17 protein-coding genes are annotated in these 19,459 nt (G+C 45.9%); 8 read left to right on the top strand and 9 right to left on the bottom strand.

Annotated features, from left to right (window positions below; all coding sequences use genetic code 11):
* Positions 1 to 134 precede the first annotated feature (134 nt).
* Both H4O21_RS19185 and eat read right to left on the bottom strand, forming a co-directional pair.
* On the bottom strand, positions 135 to 1,514 hold the full coding sequence (locus H4O21_RS19185; protein WP_182810507.1) for a glutamine synthetase family protein: 1,380 nt from the start codon (positions 1,512 to 1,514) through the stop codon (positions 135 to 137).
* Between the two features lie 224 nt (positions 1,515 to 1,738).
* Positions 1,739 to 3,169: an ethanolamine permease gene (gene eat / locus H4O21_RS19180; protein WP_220495748.1), complete on the bottom strand. Its 1,431-nt coding sequence runs from the start codon at positions 3,167 to 3,169 to the stop codon at positions 1,739 to 1,741.
* 518 nt (positions 3,170 to 3,687) lie between these two features.
* Here eat and H4O21_RS19175 point away from each other — a divergent pair.
* From H4O21_RS19175 to H4O21_RS19160, 4 genes are all read left to right on the top strand, one after another.
* Positions 3,688 to 4,671 (top strand): arylamine N-acetyltransferase family protein, encoded by a 984-nt coding sequence (locus tag H4O21_RS19175; RefSeq protein ID WP_182810506.1) that lies wholly within the window; start codon positions 3,688 to 3,690, stop codon positions 4,669 to 4,671.
* A gap of 35 nt (positions 4,672 to 4,706) precedes the next feature.
* Positions 4,707 to 5,774 carry a DMT family transporter gene (locus H4O21_RS19170; protein WP_182810505.1) on the top strand — a complete coding sequence of 356 codons (1,068 nt, stop codon included), beginning with the start codon at positions 4,707 to 4,709 and terminating at the stop codon, positions 5,772 to 5,774.
* A 177-nt stretch (positions 5,775 to 5,951) separates the two neighbouring features.
* On the top strand, positions 5,952 to 6,548 hold the full coding sequence (locus H4O21_RS19165) for a Crp/Fnr family transcriptional regulator (protein ID WP_255487384.1): 597 nt from the start codon (positions 5,952 to 5,954) through the stop codon (positions 6,546 to 6,548).
* A 49-nt stretch (positions 6,549 to 6,597) separates the two neighbouring features.
* Complete coding sequence (locus tag H4O21_RS19160) at positions 6,598 to 6,843, top strand: DUF2164 domain-containing protein (protein ID WP_182810504.1); 246 nt, start codon at positions 6,598 to 6,600, stop codon at positions 6,841 to 6,843.
* Positions 6,844 to 6,926: 83 nt separating this feature from the next.
* Here H4O21_RS19160 and H4O21_RS19155 read toward each other — a convergent pair whose 3' ends face one another.
* From H4O21_RS19155 to paaA, 7 genes are all read right to left on the bottom strand, one after another.
* Entirely contained in the window at positions 6,927 to 7,613 is a 687-nt protein-coding gene (locus H4O21_RS19155; RefSeq protein WP_182810503.1) for a 2-hydroxychromene-2-carboxylate isomerase, read from the bottom strand.
* A gap of 283 nt (positions 7,614 to 7,896) precedes the next feature.
* A complete protein-coding gene (locus H4O21_RS19150; protein WP_182810502.1) occupies positions 7,897 to 8,325 on the bottom strand; it encodes a hypothetical protein in 429 nt (142 codons plus the stop codon).
* Positions 8,326 to 8,604: 279 nt separating this feature from the next.
* Positions 8,605 to 9,702 carry a 1,2-phenylacetyl-CoA epoxidase subunit PaaE gene (gene paaE / locus H4O21_RS19145; RefSeq protein ID WP_182810501.1) on the bottom strand — a complete coding sequence of 366 codons (1,098 nt, stop codon included), beginning with the start codon at positions 9,700 to 9,702 and terminating at the stop codon, positions 8,605 to 8,607.
* A 96-nt stretch (positions 9,703 to 9,798) separates the two neighbouring features.
* Positions 9,799 to 10,341 carry a 1,2-phenylacetyl-CoA epoxidase subunit PaaD gene (paaD, locus tag H4O21_RS19140; protein ID WP_182810500.1) on the bottom strand — a complete coding sequence of 181 codons (543 nt, stop codon included), beginning with the start codon at positions 10,339 to 10,341 and terminating at the stop codon, positions 9,799 to 9,801.
* Between the two features lie 21 nt (positions 10,342 to 10,362).
* Positions 10,363 to 11,127: a 1,2-phenylacetyl-CoA epoxidase subunit PaaC gene (paaC, locus tag H4O21_RS19135; RefSeq protein WP_182810499.1), complete on the bottom strand. Its 765-nt coding sequence runs from the start codon at positions 11,125 to 11,127 to the stop codon at positions 10,363 to 10,365.
* A gap of 25 nt (positions 11,128 to 11,152) precedes the next feature.
* Entirely contained in the window at positions 11,153 to 11,443 is a 291-nt protein-coding gene (paaB, locus tag H4O21_RS19130) for a 1,2-phenylacetyl-CoA epoxidase subunit PaaB (RefSeq protein ID WP_182810498.1), read from the bottom strand.
* A gap of 14 nt (positions 11,444 to 11,457) precedes the next feature.
* Positions 11,458 to 12,396, bottom strand: coding sequence for a 1,2-phenylacetyl-CoA epoxidase subunit PaaA (gene paaA / locus H4O21_RS19125; protein WP_182810497.1), 939 nt, complete (start codon positions 12,394 to 12,396; stop codon positions 11,458 to 11,460).
* Between the two features lie 702 nt (positions 12,397 to 13,098).
* Here paaA and H4O21_RS19120 point away from each other — a divergent pair.
* The 4 genes from H4O21_RS19120 (at position 13,099) to H4O21_RS19105 (ending at position 19,063) form a co-directional block, all read left to right on the top strand.
* Positions 13,099 to 13,347 (top strand): c-type cytochrome, encoded by a 249-nt coding sequence (locus tag H4O21_RS19120; RefSeq protein ID WP_255487383.1) that lies wholly within the window; start codon positions 13,099 to 13,101, stop codon positions 13,345 to 13,347.
* A 123-nt stretch (positions 13,348 to 13,470) separates the two neighbouring features.
* The gene (locus H4O21_RS19115; protein WP_182810495.1) at positions 13,471 to 13,944 is read left to right on the top strand and encodes a DUF2947 domain-containing protein; all 474 of its coding nucleotides are present in this window, start codon (positions 13,471 to 13,473) and stop codon (positions 13,942 to 13,944) included.
* A 65-nt stretch (positions 13,945 to 14,009) separates the two neighbouring features.
* On the top strand, positions 14,010 to 15,398 hold the full coding sequence (gene sbcD, locus H4O21_RS19110; protein WP_182810494.1) for an exonuclease subunit SbcD: 1,389 nt from the start codon (positions 14,010 to 14,012) through the stop codon (positions 15,396 to 15,398).
* The gene (locus H4O21_RS19105) at positions 15,395 to 19,063 is read left to right on the top strand and encodes an AAA family ATPase (protein ID WP_182810493.1); all 3,669 of its coding nucleotides are present in this window, start codon (positions 15,395 to 15,397) and stop codon (positions 19,061 to 19,063) included. The genes sbcD and H4O21_RS19105 overlap by 4 nt, the downstream gene beginning before the upstream one ends.
* Positions 19,064 to 19,459: the final 396 nt, after the last annotated feature.

Here is a 19,459-nt window from a genome sequence, read left to right as displayed (position 1 = left end):
GTAGCTGATATTTGTCGCGATATTCTGAAAAATATCCCCGGTGCAATCTCCCACCGGGGGGAATCTATAAGTCATTCTACGTAGCGGAGCAGACTGGTAAGGATATGTCTGTTCTGGCACGTCATGTTAATAAATCAGATGATTTCGAAGTAACGTTGCAATTCCCAGTCGGTAATATGTTTACGGAACTCACGACCTTCCCATTCGCGTGTAGCGGCATAGTGCTCAACAAAAGCATCGCCGAATAAATCACGAGCCGCTTCCGATTTTTTCAGATTTTCTGCTGCATCAACCAGAGTCTGAGGCAGCGCCAGATGTGCCGGGTGCTCCTGATCATAAGCATTACCGGTAATCATCTCTTCCGGTTCCATCTCATGCTCAATGCCGTACAGGCCTGCCCCCAGTGCTGCTGCCAGTGCAATATAAGGGTTAGCATCGGCAGAACCCAGGCGGTATTCCACACGCTGAGACTTATCGCTACCAGGAATAACACGCAGCGCCGTGGTGCGGTTTTCACAACCCCAGGTAGCGTCAATCGGCGCCCAGAAGCCTGGAATCATGCGAGAATAGCTATTGACCGTCTGAGCAATCATCACCAGCATCTGCGGCATCAGTTTTTGCTGACCGGCAATAAAGTGGCGTTGTGCCTTACTCATGCACATCGGTTGTTCAGGATCAAAGAACACGGACTTGTTATCAGATTTGTTGCGCAACGACATATGGATATGGCCGGACTGTCCCGGATAGTCGTTGGACCATTTAGCCATAAAGGTGGCCATCATATCCCGGCGTTCAGCCCAGACTTTAGTGAAGGTTTTGAACAATGCCGCTTTGTCTGCCGCAGCCTGAGCGCTGTCTACGGCCAGTGCCGCTTCCAGAACACCCGGCCCTGTCTCGGTATGAAGCCCTTCAATTGGGAAATCCATATCTTCACCGAGTTGCAGCAGCTCATGGTAAAGATCAGAGTGTACTGAGCTGCGTAGCATGGAGTAACCGAAATACCCCGGAGTGATGGGCTGCAGATTACGATAGCCTTTTTCACGGGCGGAATCCGGCGTTTCGTTAAACATAAAAAATTCGTATTCGAAGGCGGCATAGGCATCAAAGCCCATATCTTCTGCGCGCTTCAGCACCCGACTCAGAACATTTCGAGGGCAGACTTCAGCCGCTTTATCTTCAAAGTCACACAGAAATAGCAACATACCATCTTCAAAAGGTATATCCCGGCACGTTTCCGGCAAAACTCTGACCGGTGCATCCGGGTAACCGGTATGCCAGCCTGTCAGTTTGATATCGACGTTTTCATACAGCTGATCATTTGAATCCCAGCCCAGAACTACATCGCAGAATGCAAAGCCACCTTCCAGGGCAGAAAAAAACTTTGATTTGCTCATGTATTTACCGCGCATTACGCCATCGATGTCAAACAGACCCACTTTTACGTGGCTCAGGTTACGCTCTTCGACAATACGCTTGGCGTCTTCAACGGTTTTTACGTCTCTTGGATTCATCATGTTGTTGCCCTTTTGTTCTTGTATTCTTATATCTACAGGAGTTAAGTGTCTGTAGTTCCTGGTAAAAAGTCGGTTCAGGTAAATCCACTCTATGAATCAATTTACCTCAAGCAATTCTTATATTCTTTTAATTCTATTCACTTATTTGTCGTTTCAGGATTGGAGTAGCCCGTGTCAGGCTACTCCCGAATCGGCTCTGTTAAGAGCGCTGATTCGTGTCCTGATCAGTTCAGCTCTGCCTCCGCTTTAGCAATCGCTTCAAACTCTTCTTCAGGAGCCTGTGCCACAATATGGTGTCGACTGTAGAAGGCGAACCAGGCGACCATTACTGCGTAGAAGAGAGCACTCCACATCGCAGCTTCCTGACTCACGACAAAGGTTGATGCGAAGGCAATGATCGACAGAATGAAGGCCACACCAGAGGTAAAAGTACCACCAGGTGTTTTATACGGGCGCTCCAGATCCGGTTCGCTCTTACGCAGCAGAATGTGTGACAGCGTCATCATGGCGTAAGAGATGGTTGCACCGAATACCGCCATAGTGATCATCAGATCACCTTCACCGGTCAGTGACAGCAGGAAACCGATGATACCCGGAATAATCAGTGCCATTGTGGGTACTTTATTCTTGCTGGTCACTGACAGGAAGCGTGGAATGTAACCTGCGCGGGATAATGCAAAGACCTGACGAGAGTAGGCGTAGATGATCGAGAAGAATGACGCAATCAGGCCTGCCAGTCCTACCAGGTTAACAAACGTTGCTGCGGTGGAGTCTTCACCGTATACGGCTTGCAGAGCACCTACCAGAGGCGCGCCATGCGCTTTCATCGCTTCTGCACCTGCGATACCCGGCGCCAGGAAGAGTACGCCAGTACCAAAGATCAGCAGGATAATCATGGCGGTAATGATGCCACGAGGCATATCTCTTGCCGGGTTTTCAGTTTCTTCTGCTGCCAGAGGAACCCCCTCTACCGCCAGGAACAGCCACATTGCAAATGGCAGAGCAGCCCAGATACCGATATAACCTTCAGGAAGGAAAGTGCTGGCTCCTGCTGCTTCGCTGTTCACAGCAATATCAAACAGGTTAGCACTGTCAAAGTGTGGAATCGCACCAAAAATAAAGACCAGCAGGGCCGCGGCCGCGATGGCTGTAATCACCATCATAATTTTCAGTGCTTCACCAGCACCCCACAGATGGATACCTACAAATACCGCATAAAAAGCAGCGTATACAATCGGACCGTCAATACCGAACAGTTCGTTGACATAACCGCCAATAAAGATCGCAATCGCAGCCGGAGCAATCGCGTATTCCAGTAGAATAGCGGTACCGGTCAGGTAGCCTCCCCAAGGCCCCATAGCACGACGGGCAAAGGAGTAACCACCACCAGCGGTTGGTAATGAGGAAGAAAGTTCTGCCAGAGTCAGTACTTTAAAGGTATACATGATAGCCATAGCAATGGTTGCAATCAGCATACCGCCGAAGCCACCCTGCTCAAGACCAAAGTTCCAGCCAGCGAAGTCGCCTGAAATCACATAGGAAACCCCAAGACTTGCCAGCAGTATCCAGCCAACGGCACCTTTTTTCAGCTGACGCTGTTCAAGGTAGTCGCTGGACACTTTTTCAAACTCGACAGAGCTGTTTGTATCTGTCATTGCTGTGTCCTCTTGTTCTATTTGTTGTTTTATACAGAATCAATTCTGATTACTGGACTCAATATGCACTCTCAATCCAGTGCCTGCCGTGTCAACTTAATAACGCTCAGTGTCATAAGAGCCACGTTGTCACACTTTCAGCGGGATTATTGCAACCGCTGTTTTAGCGCCAAATCACTATACGAAGGTCATATTAAACCTGACAAATCGGTATTACTTTAGCAATTGAGTTGTATTATTATATTTTTTAATAGTAATTGTAAGCTATTGTTTTTGAAAATTATTTCCTATAGGAAACGAAGTTTACGATAAGGTAATTGCACAATAAATGAGCATTTATTTATCTTTTTGTACTTTTTTTGAGCAATCTGATGCACAAAAAGATACAAAGTATTGGTTTGATTAATAGTGTCTTGCGGAACGACTGGCAGGGAAATCATTTTCACTTAACCCTGGTTAATTATTACCAGACGGCAGGTCTGTACACTGGATATATATTCTGATGGAGGGTAAATATCATGAACCAGCAGGCAGCATCTGTAAGCGTTATAAACAGCCTGAACCAGGCCGGAAATCATATTCAGGAGGAATCACCAGTGAAGGATAGAGTCGAGATAAGTCATAGAGCTTTTCATGTCAGAACACAGGCTTACCTGCAAAATCTGGGGCTGGTATTTAAAGGACAGTCTGTTGATTTTCTGAGGCAAATGCAGGCAGCTCATATTAAACGGTATACCTTTAACAATCTGGCGGTCATTCTGGGACAGGAACTACCACTGGATTCAGATTCTGTATTTAACAAAATTGTTGATCAGGGGCGGGGCGGTTACTGCTTTGAGCACAATAAGCTCAGCTTTGATGTGCTGAAAGACCTGGGGTTTACTGTGCGCCTGTTGCTGGCCAGAGTGCTGTACAATCAGGAAAAGGATGTACCCAGAACACATCGTATTACATTACTGACACTGGGGGATAAAGACTACATTGTTGATACCGGTTTTGGTCATAACTGCCCAAGACATCCCGTTGAGCTGACTCCTGGTAAGGTTCAGCACATTGGCAATGAGACTTTTCGCATTCAGCTGCATACTCTCGCGGATACCCGAACCACTGAAGAGCAACGTAAAAATCCGGCTCGTCGGGAATACAATCTGCAGATTGTTAAAGATGGCGAATTTTTCACTCTGTATCGTTTCGACCTGGGGAGTTACACCGATGCGGATTGTCTGACTGGGCACTTCTTTTCTCACCGTTACCCGGAAGCCGGATTTGTGAATAATCTGGTGGTATGTCAGAAAAATGAAGCTCATGTGATTTCACTTAGAAATCATGAACTGCATGAGTTTAACGGCGACAAGACCGATATTACCTGTTTAACCAGCGCAGAACATTTGCATCAGCTGTTGAATAACACCTTTGAACTGGAAACTGATATTGCGGTCGCTGAGCACCTGTTTGCCCGTTTCTCTCTGCCAAAGTTACAGGAAAGTGAATCGGATCACTGAACTGACTGACAAAAAAGCGAAATGAGGCAAGAAACATGAAAAATTATCTGTTACTGGTGTTATGGGCCTGGCTGATGGCCTCATCATTTATGATCTCTGGCAAGGTGGTACCTTATGCTAATCCTCTGGTGACCACTGAACTCAGATTTTTACTGGCAGCGATGATCTTTCTTCCTTTTCTGCTACTGGATGGTAAAAAGGGCAGTTTAACAGGGTTATTGCGTAAAGAAATTATCGGGCCCTATCTGATCATCAGTGGGACGCTAGTCACTTTTTTTATCGGCATGTTCTGGGCATTGCAAACCACGACAGCGCTGAATACTTCTGTGATTTACACTCTGGTGCCCCTGATCGGAGTGATTGTCTCCTGGTTCTGGCTGAAACAGACAACTTCTTTGATTCGATTATCTGGTTTTATTCTGGGCAGTATCGGGGCAATCATTGTTCTGTTCAGTAGCCGCTGGCAGCAGGCGTCGGGCTGGGAGTTTCAGTCTGGTGATCTGATATTTCTGGGGGCCAGTTTTTTTCTGGCCACTCATATTGTTTCTGTTCAGAAATGGGGTGGACGGACAGAGCCACTACAGGGCGCTTTTCTGATTGTGGTGCTGGGCAGCGTGGTGCTATTGCCTCTCAGTCTGTTATTCGGAGATCTGCCAGAGGTACAGTGGGATCAGCCAGCTTTCTGGAGTGCGCTTATCTATCTGGCCATTTTTACAACTGCAATGACATTCCTGTTGCAACAGACGCTGGTCAGTCGGGTAGGCGCTGGTTTTATTCTGGCATTTTCTTATACCATTCCTGTCTGGGTCGCTACGTTTACTCCTGTGTTGAAATTTACCGAAAGCCTGCTTTCAGAACGTTTCTGGCAGCAGATTTATCGGATATGGCAGGATTGGGCGGAAGTGCTGAGTGACTATATTTTTTATGGTCATCTTTCAGGGTATACCCTGGTTGGATTCTGGGCAGGAACGGTACTGATTTTATTTGCACTTATCCTGATTTCCGGACTGGGGGAGAGATGGCTGGAAGGGGTTCGAAACGGTGAACCAGCATCTTCACTACACTCGTCCTCCGGGCAAGCACAGATCGTGAAATCAGCCTGAAAAACAAGCAGAACACTGCTGGCTCTGGAAACGATATAAAACCATAAACATAGGGCAGAGAAGCCAGTGCTCTTTGCCTCAGTAGCAGGTTAACAACTTGTTTTATTTGTGGTTTTTATCTTTATCAAAACGCGCTATGTTATTCCCTGTTATCACCCATTGTCAGGGATAGTTCAGATGAAAAACAATGTGCTGGAACAAAGTTTCAGAAAATATTTTGCCGGACTTGCTCCTGAAGGTATGGAGATCAATTGGTCTTTTCTTAAGCAGGAAGCCGAAGTGCGGCATTTTGCAAAAGGTGACTTTTTATTCCGGCAAGGTGATGAGGCTCCGGATCTGTTTTTCCTGCATAATGGCCTGGCCCGATACGTCAGTGTATCAGATGAAGGTAAAGAGTTTACGCAATCTTTTGCTATGGGCCCCAGGCTGGCAGGGTCAACCCGAGCGATGGCTGGCCGATGTCCGGTACTATTTGGTATTGAAATTATGGAAGATGCTCTGGTGCTGAGCTGGCCATGGCAGGTGTTCTTCCAGCAAATGAGTGCCTGCCCGGTATTTTTACGGGCTTATATTCAAATGCTGGAAGCGCTCTTTATCGGAAAGGAGGAAAGAGAGAATGCACTGGCCAAACATACTGCTGAGCAGAGATATCTTGATTTTGTTACCGGTCAGCCAGAACTGGCAGAACGTATTCCACTGCAATTTATAGCATCTTACATTGGGGTAACGCCCGTGGCCCTTAGCCGGATTCGTCACAGATTGAAAGCAGGTTAAGCGACAAGCTACTGTATACCCACCATCACAACCTGTGTCAGGGAAAGTTATGAGCGAAATTAAGTTCTCAAAAGATGAAATGGAACAAATTGTCAGCAGGATCAAGCAATACTTTAATGATGAGCTGGATCAGGACATTGGTGGCTTTGAAGCCGAGTTTCTGACGGATTTTTTTGCAAAAGAGATTGGACCTCATTTTTATAATCAGGGCCTGGCAGATGCACTGGCTCTGTTTAATGAAAAATCGGAAGAAATCAGTTATTCGATTCAGGAAATGGAGCAACAGACCCGCTAGTCTTTTTATCTCATCTTCAGTCTCTGTTATCTGCAAATAAAAACCGTGTTTGTCGGACTGAAGCGGGTTGCTGATCCATGAATTCAGTCCTCTGCAGGCTTAGTCTGGTTGAATTTTTTACGATCAATCCCTCTGTGTCGGGCCAGCATTTCATCAACGGCATCAGTATTCAGCGGGTCATTACCTCGCAGGAAAACCTCCAGGTGTGGCAACTGATCATGTCCCCAGAAAAGTTCTCCATCGAGAATAAATGTGGGTACGCCAAACACTCCGGATTCAATAGCCTGCCGGGTTTCATCATGGAGCATCTGTTTGACATCGTTCCGTTGAGTTCGCGCTAATAACTCAGTTCCATTCAGGTCGATGTTATCCAGTATTGACTTGAGTTGTACTTCAGAAGCCAGGTCTGCACCCTGAGTCCATCCGGCATTAAAGATAGCGTCAATGACATCGTGTTGCCTGTTTTTTGCAACCTGAGGTAGCGATAAGCGCAGAGCTGGCAAAGGGTTAAAGGGGTGGCTTGCCGGAGGATTGAAGATAAACTGATTCAGTTGTGCATAACGATAACAAAATCGATACAACGCTGCTTTTTTAGGTGGAATTTCCGCTGGTCCCAGCTGCCCCCAGTGATCCAGCAGTTTACCAAATACTACGGGGTGTGATTCCAGTTGCAGATTGTAGCTCTTGCATAAACTGCTGAGTTCCCGCCAGCTGAAGAAGGCGTAGGGAGAAAGATAATCAAAATAAAAGTGCAGTACTCGCTGTGTCATTGTAAGTCATCCGTTGGCTGAGCATCTGATACTGTTAACATACAATGATAGCCTGAGTCTTCGCTGTTCCATGACTACCAGGTCTGTTGCGCTCTCTGTTCTGAAGCACTCTGGGAGTTGTTGTCTTGACGAATAAGACGACATTGCCGGTCAGTGCAAGAAGCACGTCCCGTGTAAACGAGCCTCTGATCCAGTCCTTATGTTCAGAATAAGTGACCAACATAAGGACTGACCCTGTTTGATATAAGTGGGTTGCCGGAGGTGATGTCAGAGGCTGTTTGTTTTAATGAGGATTATAGATACCTGCTGTAATCACAAAAACAGGACCTCGTTCGCTAACTTCCGCATGGCCCGTAATCCCATAAGCGCCTCTTTGATAAACCTTCGTTTTGCTGCTATTACAATCAAGTTGCTTAAGGATATCTGACCCTCTGACAATGATAGGGCAGGCTGGATATGTTGGATCATCCGGGCAGGATATCACCAGAGTAATGGATGTCTGGTGAATATCATCTTCTGGCAGCAGAAACCAGCTGGCTTTACTGTCAGGAGAGATATCTGTAACAGGGATTGAGATGTCAGTAGCTGATGAGCCATCAGCCAGAAAGCCACCATTGTAATTCAGTAAACTGCAGGTCAGGCGGGAAGAATATCGTGTGCCCGGATCATTCTGGCTAAGTACAGATAAGGTCAGAACAGGATTGGTAACCATAAATGAACTCCACTCTAAAACAGGCAGGTCCATTGCGCATAAGTATCAGGAAATAAAATGAATTTCTTATACAGACAATAATGGCTGATATTCAATTACATCTCTATTACACTCGATTACAGGTTTTCACATTGCTATGCAAAAATCCCCCTGCATTTTCAGTATGTGGCTGCAAGCAACACCACCGACAGATGCACTTCTGTTCAATCACTTATTGTGGGGGTAAAAAAAGAGCTGACAGTTTAAACTGCCAGCTCCCGGATCAGGCTACAGCATTTATTATCGCTGATCGAAGTCGAGAACCACTTCGTCAGTGATCGGGTGTGCCTGACAGCTCAGTACATAACCCGCATCAATTTCATGCTGTTCCAGGCCGTGAGAAATATCCATCTCAACCTGACCTTTAGTCAGCTTACACTTACAGGTAGAGCAGACACCGCCTTTACAGGAGTAAGGCAGATCCATACCGTTTTCGATACCTGCATCCAGGATGTTTTCACCTACGGTAGCCAGATCGAAAGAAACCGCACGCCCATCGGAAATAACGGTTACTTTACTGGTTTTCTCTTCGCCATATTCTGCCACACGCTGTTGTGCACGCTTCAGCGCTTCTTCAGAGTCAGCAGAGGAGCTGGAGAACAGTTCGTAATGGATCTGATCATCACTCAGACCTTCCATGCGGAAGCCGCGCGATACTTCAGACATCATCGCTTCAGGACCACAGATGAAAGCTTCATCGGTGTTCTTGATATTAATCAGGCCGCTTTTCTGCAGCTGATAACCTTTCTTGTTATCGATACGACCATTCAGCAGATCCGCACCCTGATCTTCGTAATCCATAATATTGATCCACTGGAAGCGGTTCATATAACGGTTTTTAACGAAGTTCAGTTCATCTTTGAACATCACTGTGTTGCTTCGCTGGTTACCGTAAATCAGAGTTACGGTACTGTTCGGCTCAATATCCAATACAGATTTCATGATAGAAATCATTGGCGTGATACCAGAACCTGCAGCGATGCACATATAGTTCTTAGCATTCTCCGGGTTCAGTTCCGTATAGAAACTGCCCTGAGGCGGCATAACTTCAACTTCAACGCCGGGTTTGAAGTTGTCGTTTGCGTAGTTAGAAAACTTACCGCCTTTAACACGCTTGATGCCAACACGCATATGCCCATCAGTCACACCGGAGCAGATGGAGTAGGAGCGGCGTACATCTTCGCCATCAATCATAGCGCGCAGAGTCAGGAATTGACCCTGAATAAAGTTAAACTTGTCCTGCAGCTCGGCAGGAACATCGAAACTAACACAGATTGCTGTATCGGTTTCTGGCTGAACATCAGAAATTTTCAGCGTGTAGAAACTGGTGTCAGACATTGCTTCACCTATCTGTCCTTATAAGACCAGCATAGCTGGTCAAAGAGCTGATGCAGCCGGATTACTCCGGCCAGTATCTGTTCGCAGATACAATCATCAGATCTTCTTGAAATAATCAAAAGGCTCGTTGCAATCGTTGCACTGAAACAGTGCCTTGCAAGCCGTGGATCCGAACTCACTGACCCGGCGGGTATTCCGCGAGCTGCAGTGTGGGCACTGGGCATGAGCATCAGGTGTCAGGCCATCTTCATCCAGTTCAGCATCTTCCGGAGGAGCGATACCATACTCACGAAGCTTTTTGCGGCCATCTCTGGACATCCATTCGGAACTCCAGGCCGGTGCCAGGCTGGTCTTGACTTTAACCCGGTTATAACCGGCATCATTCAGCGCCTGTTTGATGTCACTTGTGATGTTGTCCATTGCAGGACAGCCAGAATACGTAGGGGTGATAGTCACGATAATCTGGCCATCATCCTCACGGACAACATCTCTCAGCACACCCAGATCCCAGATAGTCAGTACAGGGACTTCAGGGTCTTTTACTTCATCGAGAAGATCCCATAGTTCCTTTACATCTTCCGCGCTGCGTTGTTGCAGGCGCTGATATTCCTCAACGGGCATCAGTGGGATAGCATTCATTCGGGTCACCACTTCAGTGTTTTACCATTTACAACCAGGATGAGAGCGATGAACGATCTGCATCTCGGTCAGCATGTGGCCCAGATTTTCGGTGTGATAACCGATACGGCCACCTTTAACTTCCCAGGAATCTTCTGGAACAGTCAGAGTCGCTTCAGTCAGAATGTCAGTGACCCGCTTCAACCACGCATCACGTAATTGAGACACATCAACACCGATACCTTCATCCGCCAGTAGCTGCTCAGTTTCATCCATGTCAAACAGCTCATGGGTATAACCCCACAGCGCATCCACGGCTTTCTGAGTACGCTTATGACTCTCTTCAGTACCATCACCCAGGCGCAGAACCCAGTCACGACTGCGACGCAGATGGTACTTGGTTTCTTTGATCGCCTTGGAAGCAATGGCTGCCAGAGTTTCATCTTTCGACTGTACCAGCTCAGGCAGCAGTACGGTGTAGTAAACATCCGCAAACAGCTGACGCACCTGAGAGTAGGCAAAATCACCTTTTGGCATTTCAAATAACAGCAGGTTGCGATACTCACGATCATTACGCATGTAAGCGAAATCATCTTCATCGCGACCATCGCTGGCCAGCTCTGCTGCGTAGGTGTAGAACATACGGGCGCGTCCAATGTAGTCCAGAGACACATTACCGTATGCGATATCTTCTTCCAGGAATGGACCAAAACTGATCCACTCAGAAATACGGTGACCCAGTACTACAGAGTCATCACCCAGACGGGTCGCGTATTCAAGCGTCGCCGCTTTAATTGCATCACTCATTATTATCTCTCCTCACCAAATCCGATTACATGTTGTTAACAGGATCGGGCAGGACATAATAAGTCGCATGACGATATGGCTTATCATCACTTGGGTCGTAGAAACAATCCGCATCATCTTCCTGCGATGCACAGATATCAGCAGACTTAACAACCCAGATGCTTACGCCTTCGCTACGACGAGTGTAGCAATCACGGGCATATTCCAGAGCTTGTTCATGATCTTCAGCGTGCAGACTGCCAACATGCTTGTGGTCCAGGCCACGTTTTGAACGCACAAATACTTCAAATAATTCCAGTTTTTCTGTTACAGACATGTCAGTTCTCCCCATTACGCTGCGTTCTGAGCTTTTTTAGCTCTTTTCTTTTCATTGTATGCAGTGATTGCGTCACGCACCCACTCACCTTCATCGTGAGCGGCAATATGGTGTTCCAGGCGCTGGCGGTTACAATGGCCGTTACCGTTGATCACACTCCAGAATTCATCCCAGTTCAGGTCTGAGCTGTCATAGTGACCACGCTCTTCGTTCCACTTAAGTGCTTTATCAGGGTGTTCCAGACCCAGTACTTCAATCTGAGGTACAGTCTGATCGATAAACTTCTGACGCAGATCGTCATTAGTTTCACGCTTGATTTTCCACTCCATAGACTTCTGAGAGTGAGCAGATTCAGAATCGTGTGGACCAAACATCATCAGAGCAGGCCAGTAGAAGCGGTTCAGTGCATCCTGAGCCATCGCTTTCTGCTCTGGAGAACCTTTAGCCAGTGCCAGCATTGCTTCGTAGCCCTGGCGCTGGTGGAAGCTTTCTTCCTTACAGATACGGATCATACCGCGAGAGTAGGGGCCATAAGAGGTACGCTGCAGTGAAACCTGATTCACAATCGCCGCACCATCAACCAGCCAGCCAATTGCCGCAATATCAGCCCAGGTCAGTACCGGATAGTTGAAGATAGAAGAATACTTAGCCTTACCGGTTTGTAACGCTTCAATCATTTCTGAGCGTGAAATACCCAGAGTCTCAGCGGCACTGTACAGATACAGACCATGACCGGCTTCGTCCTGTACTTTAGAGATCAGAACCGCTTTACGGCGCAGAGATGGAGCACGAGTGATGTAGTTGCCTTCAGGCTGCATACCAATCACTTCAGAGTGTGCGTGCTGAGAAATCTGTCGGATCAGGTTCTTACGGTAAGTATCGGGCATCCAGTCTTTTGGCTCGATCTTTTCTTCCGCTTCGATCTTACGCATGAAATTTTCTTCAGGCGTCATAGTTATGCTCTCCGATCTTTGTTATTGGATTTGCACCGTGTAACTGTTTCATTGGTTAACGGTACATTTTTTGTATCGTACCCCATATATTAGGCAGTAAACCGGAACAATGGGGGCTTCACATATCCTGGATACGCAAAACAGCATAGCTCAGTTCAGGTGCATCATCAGGCTATGGCTAGATATGATACATAACAATAAATAAAAATAAAGTCTTTCGTATCATTTGTTATGATACCAGTGACCATGCTTAAACAAAGGTCTTTCACAAACCCTCCTCTCTGACATCAAAAGATAGCGTTATTAATAATGCCCTCTAGTATGCTTCTGTATGGGAACGAGATAATTTTCTGCTTGTGTAAAAGATGCTTCGGTGCGTTGAAATATTCTGGCTCAGCTATCTGCAAAGATAGCGCCAGAACTCAGGATTTACAGAGACGGCAGGGCTTATATTATTCTCGATGATATGTTTATCTGGTACTGCGCTTGTTGTTACAAAAAAGATACGGACAACAGCCAATAAAAAACTTTAATGTCATAATCTGACATAAGTTGGTTTTCAGAACTATCTTTAATAAAGTTGTTGTTAATTTAGAGGAGTCCGCAGTGAATAAAGGGATATACCATTTATGGAAATTGTTTCTGTTGTTTACTCCTTTATTTCTTGTCGGGTGCTTATACAGCTCAGAGCCGCCGGCAAAAATGGCCAGTGGGAAAACCATGTATAATGATTACTGCTCCGGATGCCACAGAGCGACTGGTACGGGTAATTTTTTTCTTGGTGTGCCACCTGTTTTTTCCAGCGGTATGAAAAGAAGGGAGCTGGTCCAGCTGATTCGTGTGGGAAACCCGGATTATGACCGCATGCCCGTTTTCCCCCAGATAAGCTTTACTCAGACTCATAAAATTGTCGATTATCTGTATGAATTGGAATCTTCCCGGACAGACTAAAATACGATAAAGACACAGTAACTCTGTGTTCCGGGCTTATCTCTTAAGGCCTGCAGCTGATATACTGCCTGAAAATTTATAACTATCTGATAAATCAGGCTGAAATTAGCGGAGTTCCAAACTATGAGTTACATTCCAATGGAAGAATATTCCCGCCGTTGGATCTTCAGACACAAAGATGTTCCGGTCTCACCTGAAGATCTCCCCTTGATTAAACCCATGACTGAATCCCGCTCCACTCAATTATGGAAGTCTCAAATCAGCGAAAAAAGCCTGGATCATAGCTTTTTTCAGAAAGATGACTGGGCCGGTAACAGTAAAAGCTGGTTAGAGCAGGATAGCTGGCAGTCTGCCTGGGATAGCAATAATAAAGAGCTGCCAGAATTGCTGTTACAACATTTGCAGTGGGAAAATAACACCGTGGTTTATTTTTGTTATGACAGCGATCATGTCATAGAAACCACCTGGGAAGTCTTTCTGCGTTGCTGGAAAAATTTTCTGTTTTTTGATGATGGACCAATCCTTATTGGTCGTAAACGTAAACAGGTTGCTCAGTTCTTTGACAATGGTCAGTTCCGTGTTGGTCTGCGCCCTTAACTCATCGCCGTTAATATTTACCTGTACCTGATCCCTGTATTTTACTTAATTCACGGAAATGCCTGATGCGAATACTTCATACTTCTGATTGGCACCTTGGACAACACTTTTATGGAAAAAGCCGTGAAAAAGAACAGGAAGCATTCCTGAACTGGATGGTTGGTCAGGTTCAATCCCGGCAAGCAGATGCACTTATTGTTGCCGGAGATCTGTTTGATACCGGAGCACCGCCCAGTTACGCTCGCAGATTGTATAATCGTTTTATCACTCGTATGGTGCAAACGGGTTGTCAGTTGATTCTCTTAGCCGGTAATCATGATTCCGTAGCGGTGCTAAATGAATCAACAGAACTGCTGGCTTGTCTGAATGTGCACATTATTGCAGGAAAACCTGCCTCTCTTAGCGACCGTATTATTTATCTGAAGAATAAAGCAGGGGAACCGGCAGCTATTCTCGCTGCGATACCTTTTTTGCGTCCCAGAGATCTGTTGCTAAGTCAATCCGGTCAGGCCATCAGTGAGAAACAGCGTAATCTGCAGCTGGAAATCAGTCAGCATTATCAGGGTTTATATCAGCTGGCATCAGAAGAAGCTCGCAAGCTGGCTGATCAACAAGGACAAGACAAACCTTTCCCCGTTGTAATGACCGGGCATTTAACAACGGTTGGGGCTAAATCCAGTGATTCGGTCAGAGATATTTATATCGGTTCTCTGGAAGCTTTTCCGGCGAATCAGTTTCCTGCTGCAGATTATATTGCTCTGGGACATATACATAGCAGTCAGAAGGTTGCCGGAACAGAACATATTCGCTATAGCGGATCGCCAATAGCACTGAGCTTTGATGAAGCGGCAAAACAGAAAAGTATTCTGTGTGTTGATCTGCCGGAATATGACGCTGCAGAAACCGGACTGAAAGTTCAGCCTGTGCCAGTCCCTGTTTTTCAGCCTATGTTGTCTCTGAAAGGCGATCTGGCAAGCCTGGAGCAACAACTGGAAAAATACTTTCACGATCAGAGCAATATTATTTCCGAACCTGATCATCATGGTGGCAAAAAAACAGTCAGAGAAGAGGGGGAGAACAACGAAGATAGCAGCACGTTATTGTGGCTGGATATTGAACTTAAATCTCAGGGCTATTTATCAGACCTGCAACCTCGTATTGAAGCAATATGCCAGGGCAAGCCTGTTGAAGTGGTGTTAATTCGACGAGAAAAAAGTCCGACTCGAACACTTAAACATTCTGGTAATGAGCAGCTTCATGAATTAACAGCTAAAGATGTTTTCCTGCGTCGGTTACAAGCCGACATGGATATTAATGGTCCAGAAAAAACAGAGGCAATATCGGATAAAACATTGGATGCTGATCGTATTATTCAGCATTTTGATACCGTGCTGGATAAGATCACCCGACCCGGACTGACATCTGAAGACAGTTCAGAGGAGCAGACATCATGAGAATTCTCAGTATTCGTCTGAAAAACCTGAACTCGCTGAAAGGGGAGTGGAAAATTGATTTCAGCCAGGAACCCTTTGCCAATAATGGTCTTTTTGCCATTACCGGTGCGACCGGCGCAGGCAAAACCACGCTATTAGATGCTTTGTGCCTGGCTCTTTACCATCAAACCCCCCGATTAAAGAAGCCTCAGGGTGGTGATAACCAGTTAATGACTCATCACACCGCGGAATGCCTGGCTGAAGTTGAGTTTGATGTGAATGGTCAGTATTACCGGGCGTTCTGGAGTCAGCGCCGTGCTCGCGGTAAAGCGGATGGTAAAGTTCAACCTCCCAAAGTGGAGCTGGCAGATGATCAGGGCAATATTCTTGCGGATAAAGTGAACGAAAAACTATCCCGAACTGAAAGTATCACGGGTCTGGATTTCGAGCGTTTCACTAAGTCCATTCTGCTGTCCCAGGGGCAATTTGCGGCATTTCTGAATGCATCAGCATCAGACCGGGCCGGGCTGCTGGAAAAACTGACTGGTACTGAAATTTACGGTCATATCTCTCAACAGGTCTTTCTGCGCCAGAAAGAAGAAAAAGATATTCTGGAAAAACTTTGTATCCGACTGGAAGGCACCGAACTGTTATCAGATACAGAAATTACAGCTCTGGAGCAGTCTCTGACTGAGCTGAAAGACAGTATCGCTACAGTACAAGCAGAGGTTACTCAACAGCAGCAACAGATGAACGCTGTTAAAGAAAGAGAAAAACTGCGCAGTCAGATTGATAAACATAAATCTGCCGTTAAAGAAGCAAAAGAGCAGCTAAAACAGCATAAAGAGCAGTTAAATCGATTAGAGAAACATGGTCCGGCTATTCAGATCCAGGATGTGTTTCAGCAATGGCAGAATACACAACAACAACTTGAGCTGTGGCAATCTCAGTTGAATGAGTATGAACGTAAAGCTTCTGACGCAGCCGTGGCCTGCGATCTGGAAAAGAAACGTACCGAGCATGCCGAACAGGCACTGAATGCAGATCGTAAGCATAAAGACGATGCAGAAGTGCGTATCATCAATGAAATGATCCCGATGGATCAAAAGATCTTGCAGTGTGAGGAAAAAGTAAAATCTTTACAGGCGTCACAAGCCGAGCAGCAAAGTCTCTATGATACATGCCTTCAGTCCTACCTGAAGCAAAATGAAGCGGTTAATCAACAGCGCAAACAGATCTCTGAACTGGATAGTTTTCTGCAGAAAAACCTGAAACGAGCAGAGCTGAAAGAGCATTTATCCGGCTGGAGTGGCCTGTTTGAACAACGCCAGGGGTATTATAAGGCGCTGGAGGAGATATCACAGAACCACCAACAAGCAGAGCAACAGGCTGTGAGCTTACAGCAAAAGCTTGAACCATTGATTCCTGAACAGGACAAGTTGAAAGCAGATCTGTCGCCTGTAAATGAACGACTTGAGCAGCTAAAGCAACAGATAACAGGCCATATTATTCAGAATGATAACCAGGCCAATGAACAGATCGGCCAGGCCCATAAAAGGCTGCAAGCTCTGATACAGGCTCAGAACATTTCTGAACAGTGGCGGACTCTGATTAAAGATAAATGTAGCACTGAAGCACTGCTGGCTGACATTGATCCTCAAATATTACAACTGGAACAACAGATAACCCAACTACGGGAAAGTTATAAGCTGCATAAGACAAACCTTAATAGTCTGGAAACCATCTGGCAGCAACAATTGCAAATTCATCAGCTGCAACATGAGCGTGAAAAGCTGCTGGCTGGTGAACCCTGTCCGTTATGCGGTTCTCTGGAGCATCCCGCTGTAGAACGTTATAAACAGATCTCTCCGTCGGAAACAGAGCTACAGATTCAACAGGCAAAGCATCAGCTTGAGCAGTTGGAGATTCAGGGAAAAGAACTTAATCGGCAAAGCGATGAGGCCAGATTCCGACAGCAGGAGCATCAGAAACAGCTCAACCAGCAACTGAAACAGCTCGACGCATTTCAGCAGCAGTGGACTTCATTGAATATCAGCCCGGAACAGCCTGTTAATATCGATAACCAGGATGAGCTACAGCAGCTATATCAGGAAACAGAACACTTTATTAATCAGCAGCAGCAACTTCTGAACGGTAAGCATCAACTCCAGCAGGAATATACCGAGCTGTCAGAACACCAGCGACAGGCGGAAACCAGGTTGCATCAGTTAACCGAAGATATCAGCCAGTGTCGCAATAACCTTGCAGTTCAACAGCAGAAAGCCGCTGAGCTACAGGATAAAAGGGTAAAAACAGTCAATGAATTATCCGATCTGGAAAATAAATTGATGTTAAATACCAGAGCATTTCTGACAGAGCTGCCAGCAATCGATGAGCAGAATGATCTTCTGGATACATTCCGTCAGCAAGCAGAGGAATATGAAGAAAAGCAGCATCAATGGCAGGAGTTAAGACCTGTGCTATCGGGAGCGGAACAACAATTAAACCAGCTGGCTGTTCAGAAAGAACAACAGTATGAAGGCTTGCAATCTATTCAGAAAGAGCGACAAGAGGCTGAAAAATCACTGGCAGAGCACCGTCAGCAGCGCCAGATGATTTTTGGCATGGCCACCGTTGAAGAAGAAAGAAACCGTTTACAGCAACAAATCATCCGCTCAGAACAAGCCCTTGAAAAACAGCGTCAGTTGCTCGCAGAAAAACGCAGCCAGGTTGACGATACAAAGGCTCGATGGGAACAGCATGTACAACAAATTTCGGACTGTAAGAAAACCTGTCAGCAACAGGAGACTCAATGGCTGACTGTGCTGAAGAATAGCCCGTTTTCAGGTCAGAAAGCATTCGAAAATGCTTTGTTGTCACATGAGGAAGCGAAAAAGCTGGAAACACTCAGAGCAGAACTTAATAAAGCGTTATACCAGGCTGAAGCAAGGCAGGAAAGTGATTCTGAAAAGCTGGTTCAGCATCTGGAATTATTTGGAAAACTGCCAGATCTTAGTACGATAGAGCACACACTGGATGATCAACTCGTTAAACTGGATGAGCTGAAAGCTCATCAGGTTAAAGATCACCACAGACTGGAACAGGATAAAGCCCACAGAGTCAATCATCAGACGCTGGCTGACCAGATTTCAGAACAACAGAATATTCTGGCTGAGTGGGATTACCTTAATCATCTGATTGGTTCCGCAGACGGCGCTAAATTCCGGCGTTTTGCACAGGGGCTTACACTGGATTACCTGATTGAGCTAGCAAACCGCCAGTTGACGAATCTGCATGACCGATACCAGCTACGCCGGAAAAATAGTGAAGAGCTGGGATTGGAAGTACTGGATACCTGGCAGGCTGATTCTGTAAGGGACACACGAACATTATCTGGTGGAGAAAGTTTTCTGGTCAGTCTGGCTCTGGCGTTGGGTTTATCAGATCTTGTCAGTCATAAAACAGGGATCGATTCGCTATTTCTGGATGAAGGTTTTGGCACCCTGGACAGTGAAACACTGGAAGTTGCTCTGGACGCTCTGGATCATCTGAACTCATCGGGAAAGATGGTCGGAGTCATCAGCCACATAGAAGCGATGAAGGAGCGCATTCCTGTGCAGATTAAAGTCACAAAAATGAATGGTCTTGGTATTAGCCAGCTGGAATCCTGCTATCGACTGAGCTGAAAAGGCCTTTGGAATGAAGACAGTATTCCGGGGTAGGACAATCTGAAGATATAGTGCTCCCAAATATTTTACTGCAACAGTTTGGGAGCAGAAGCACCTGAAAGTATGTTTCTGCCCACTATTTTATTTGATGAACTATTAATGGCATAATGTATATTATGTTAAATAAGAGATTATTTTAAAAAATTATATGTGATCTATCTGCTGTTTCAGTCATTGTTTGCAGTAAGAAGTATCAGAGCTGAAATTATCCAGCCCTGATAAAGACAAAAGATTACAGATAATATTCAGCTCGCATTGTTACCTAGTCAGCCCTGAAAAGCCCTTAATAGACTGTTTTTAAAACAAATTAGCTATTCAGGCATGGATCATTTCGACCAGGAGCGGTAAGCTGTG

Origin of the sequence: Oceanospirillum sediminis, assembly GCF_014164585.1 — a bacterium.
GTDB lineage: Bacteria > Pseudomonadota > Gammaproteobacteria > Pseudomonadales > Halomonadaceae > Oceanospirillum > Oceanospirillum sediminis.
The sequence above is the reverse complement of the archived record's forward strand: the minus strand, read 5'-3'. Positions and strand labels throughout refer to the sequence as shown.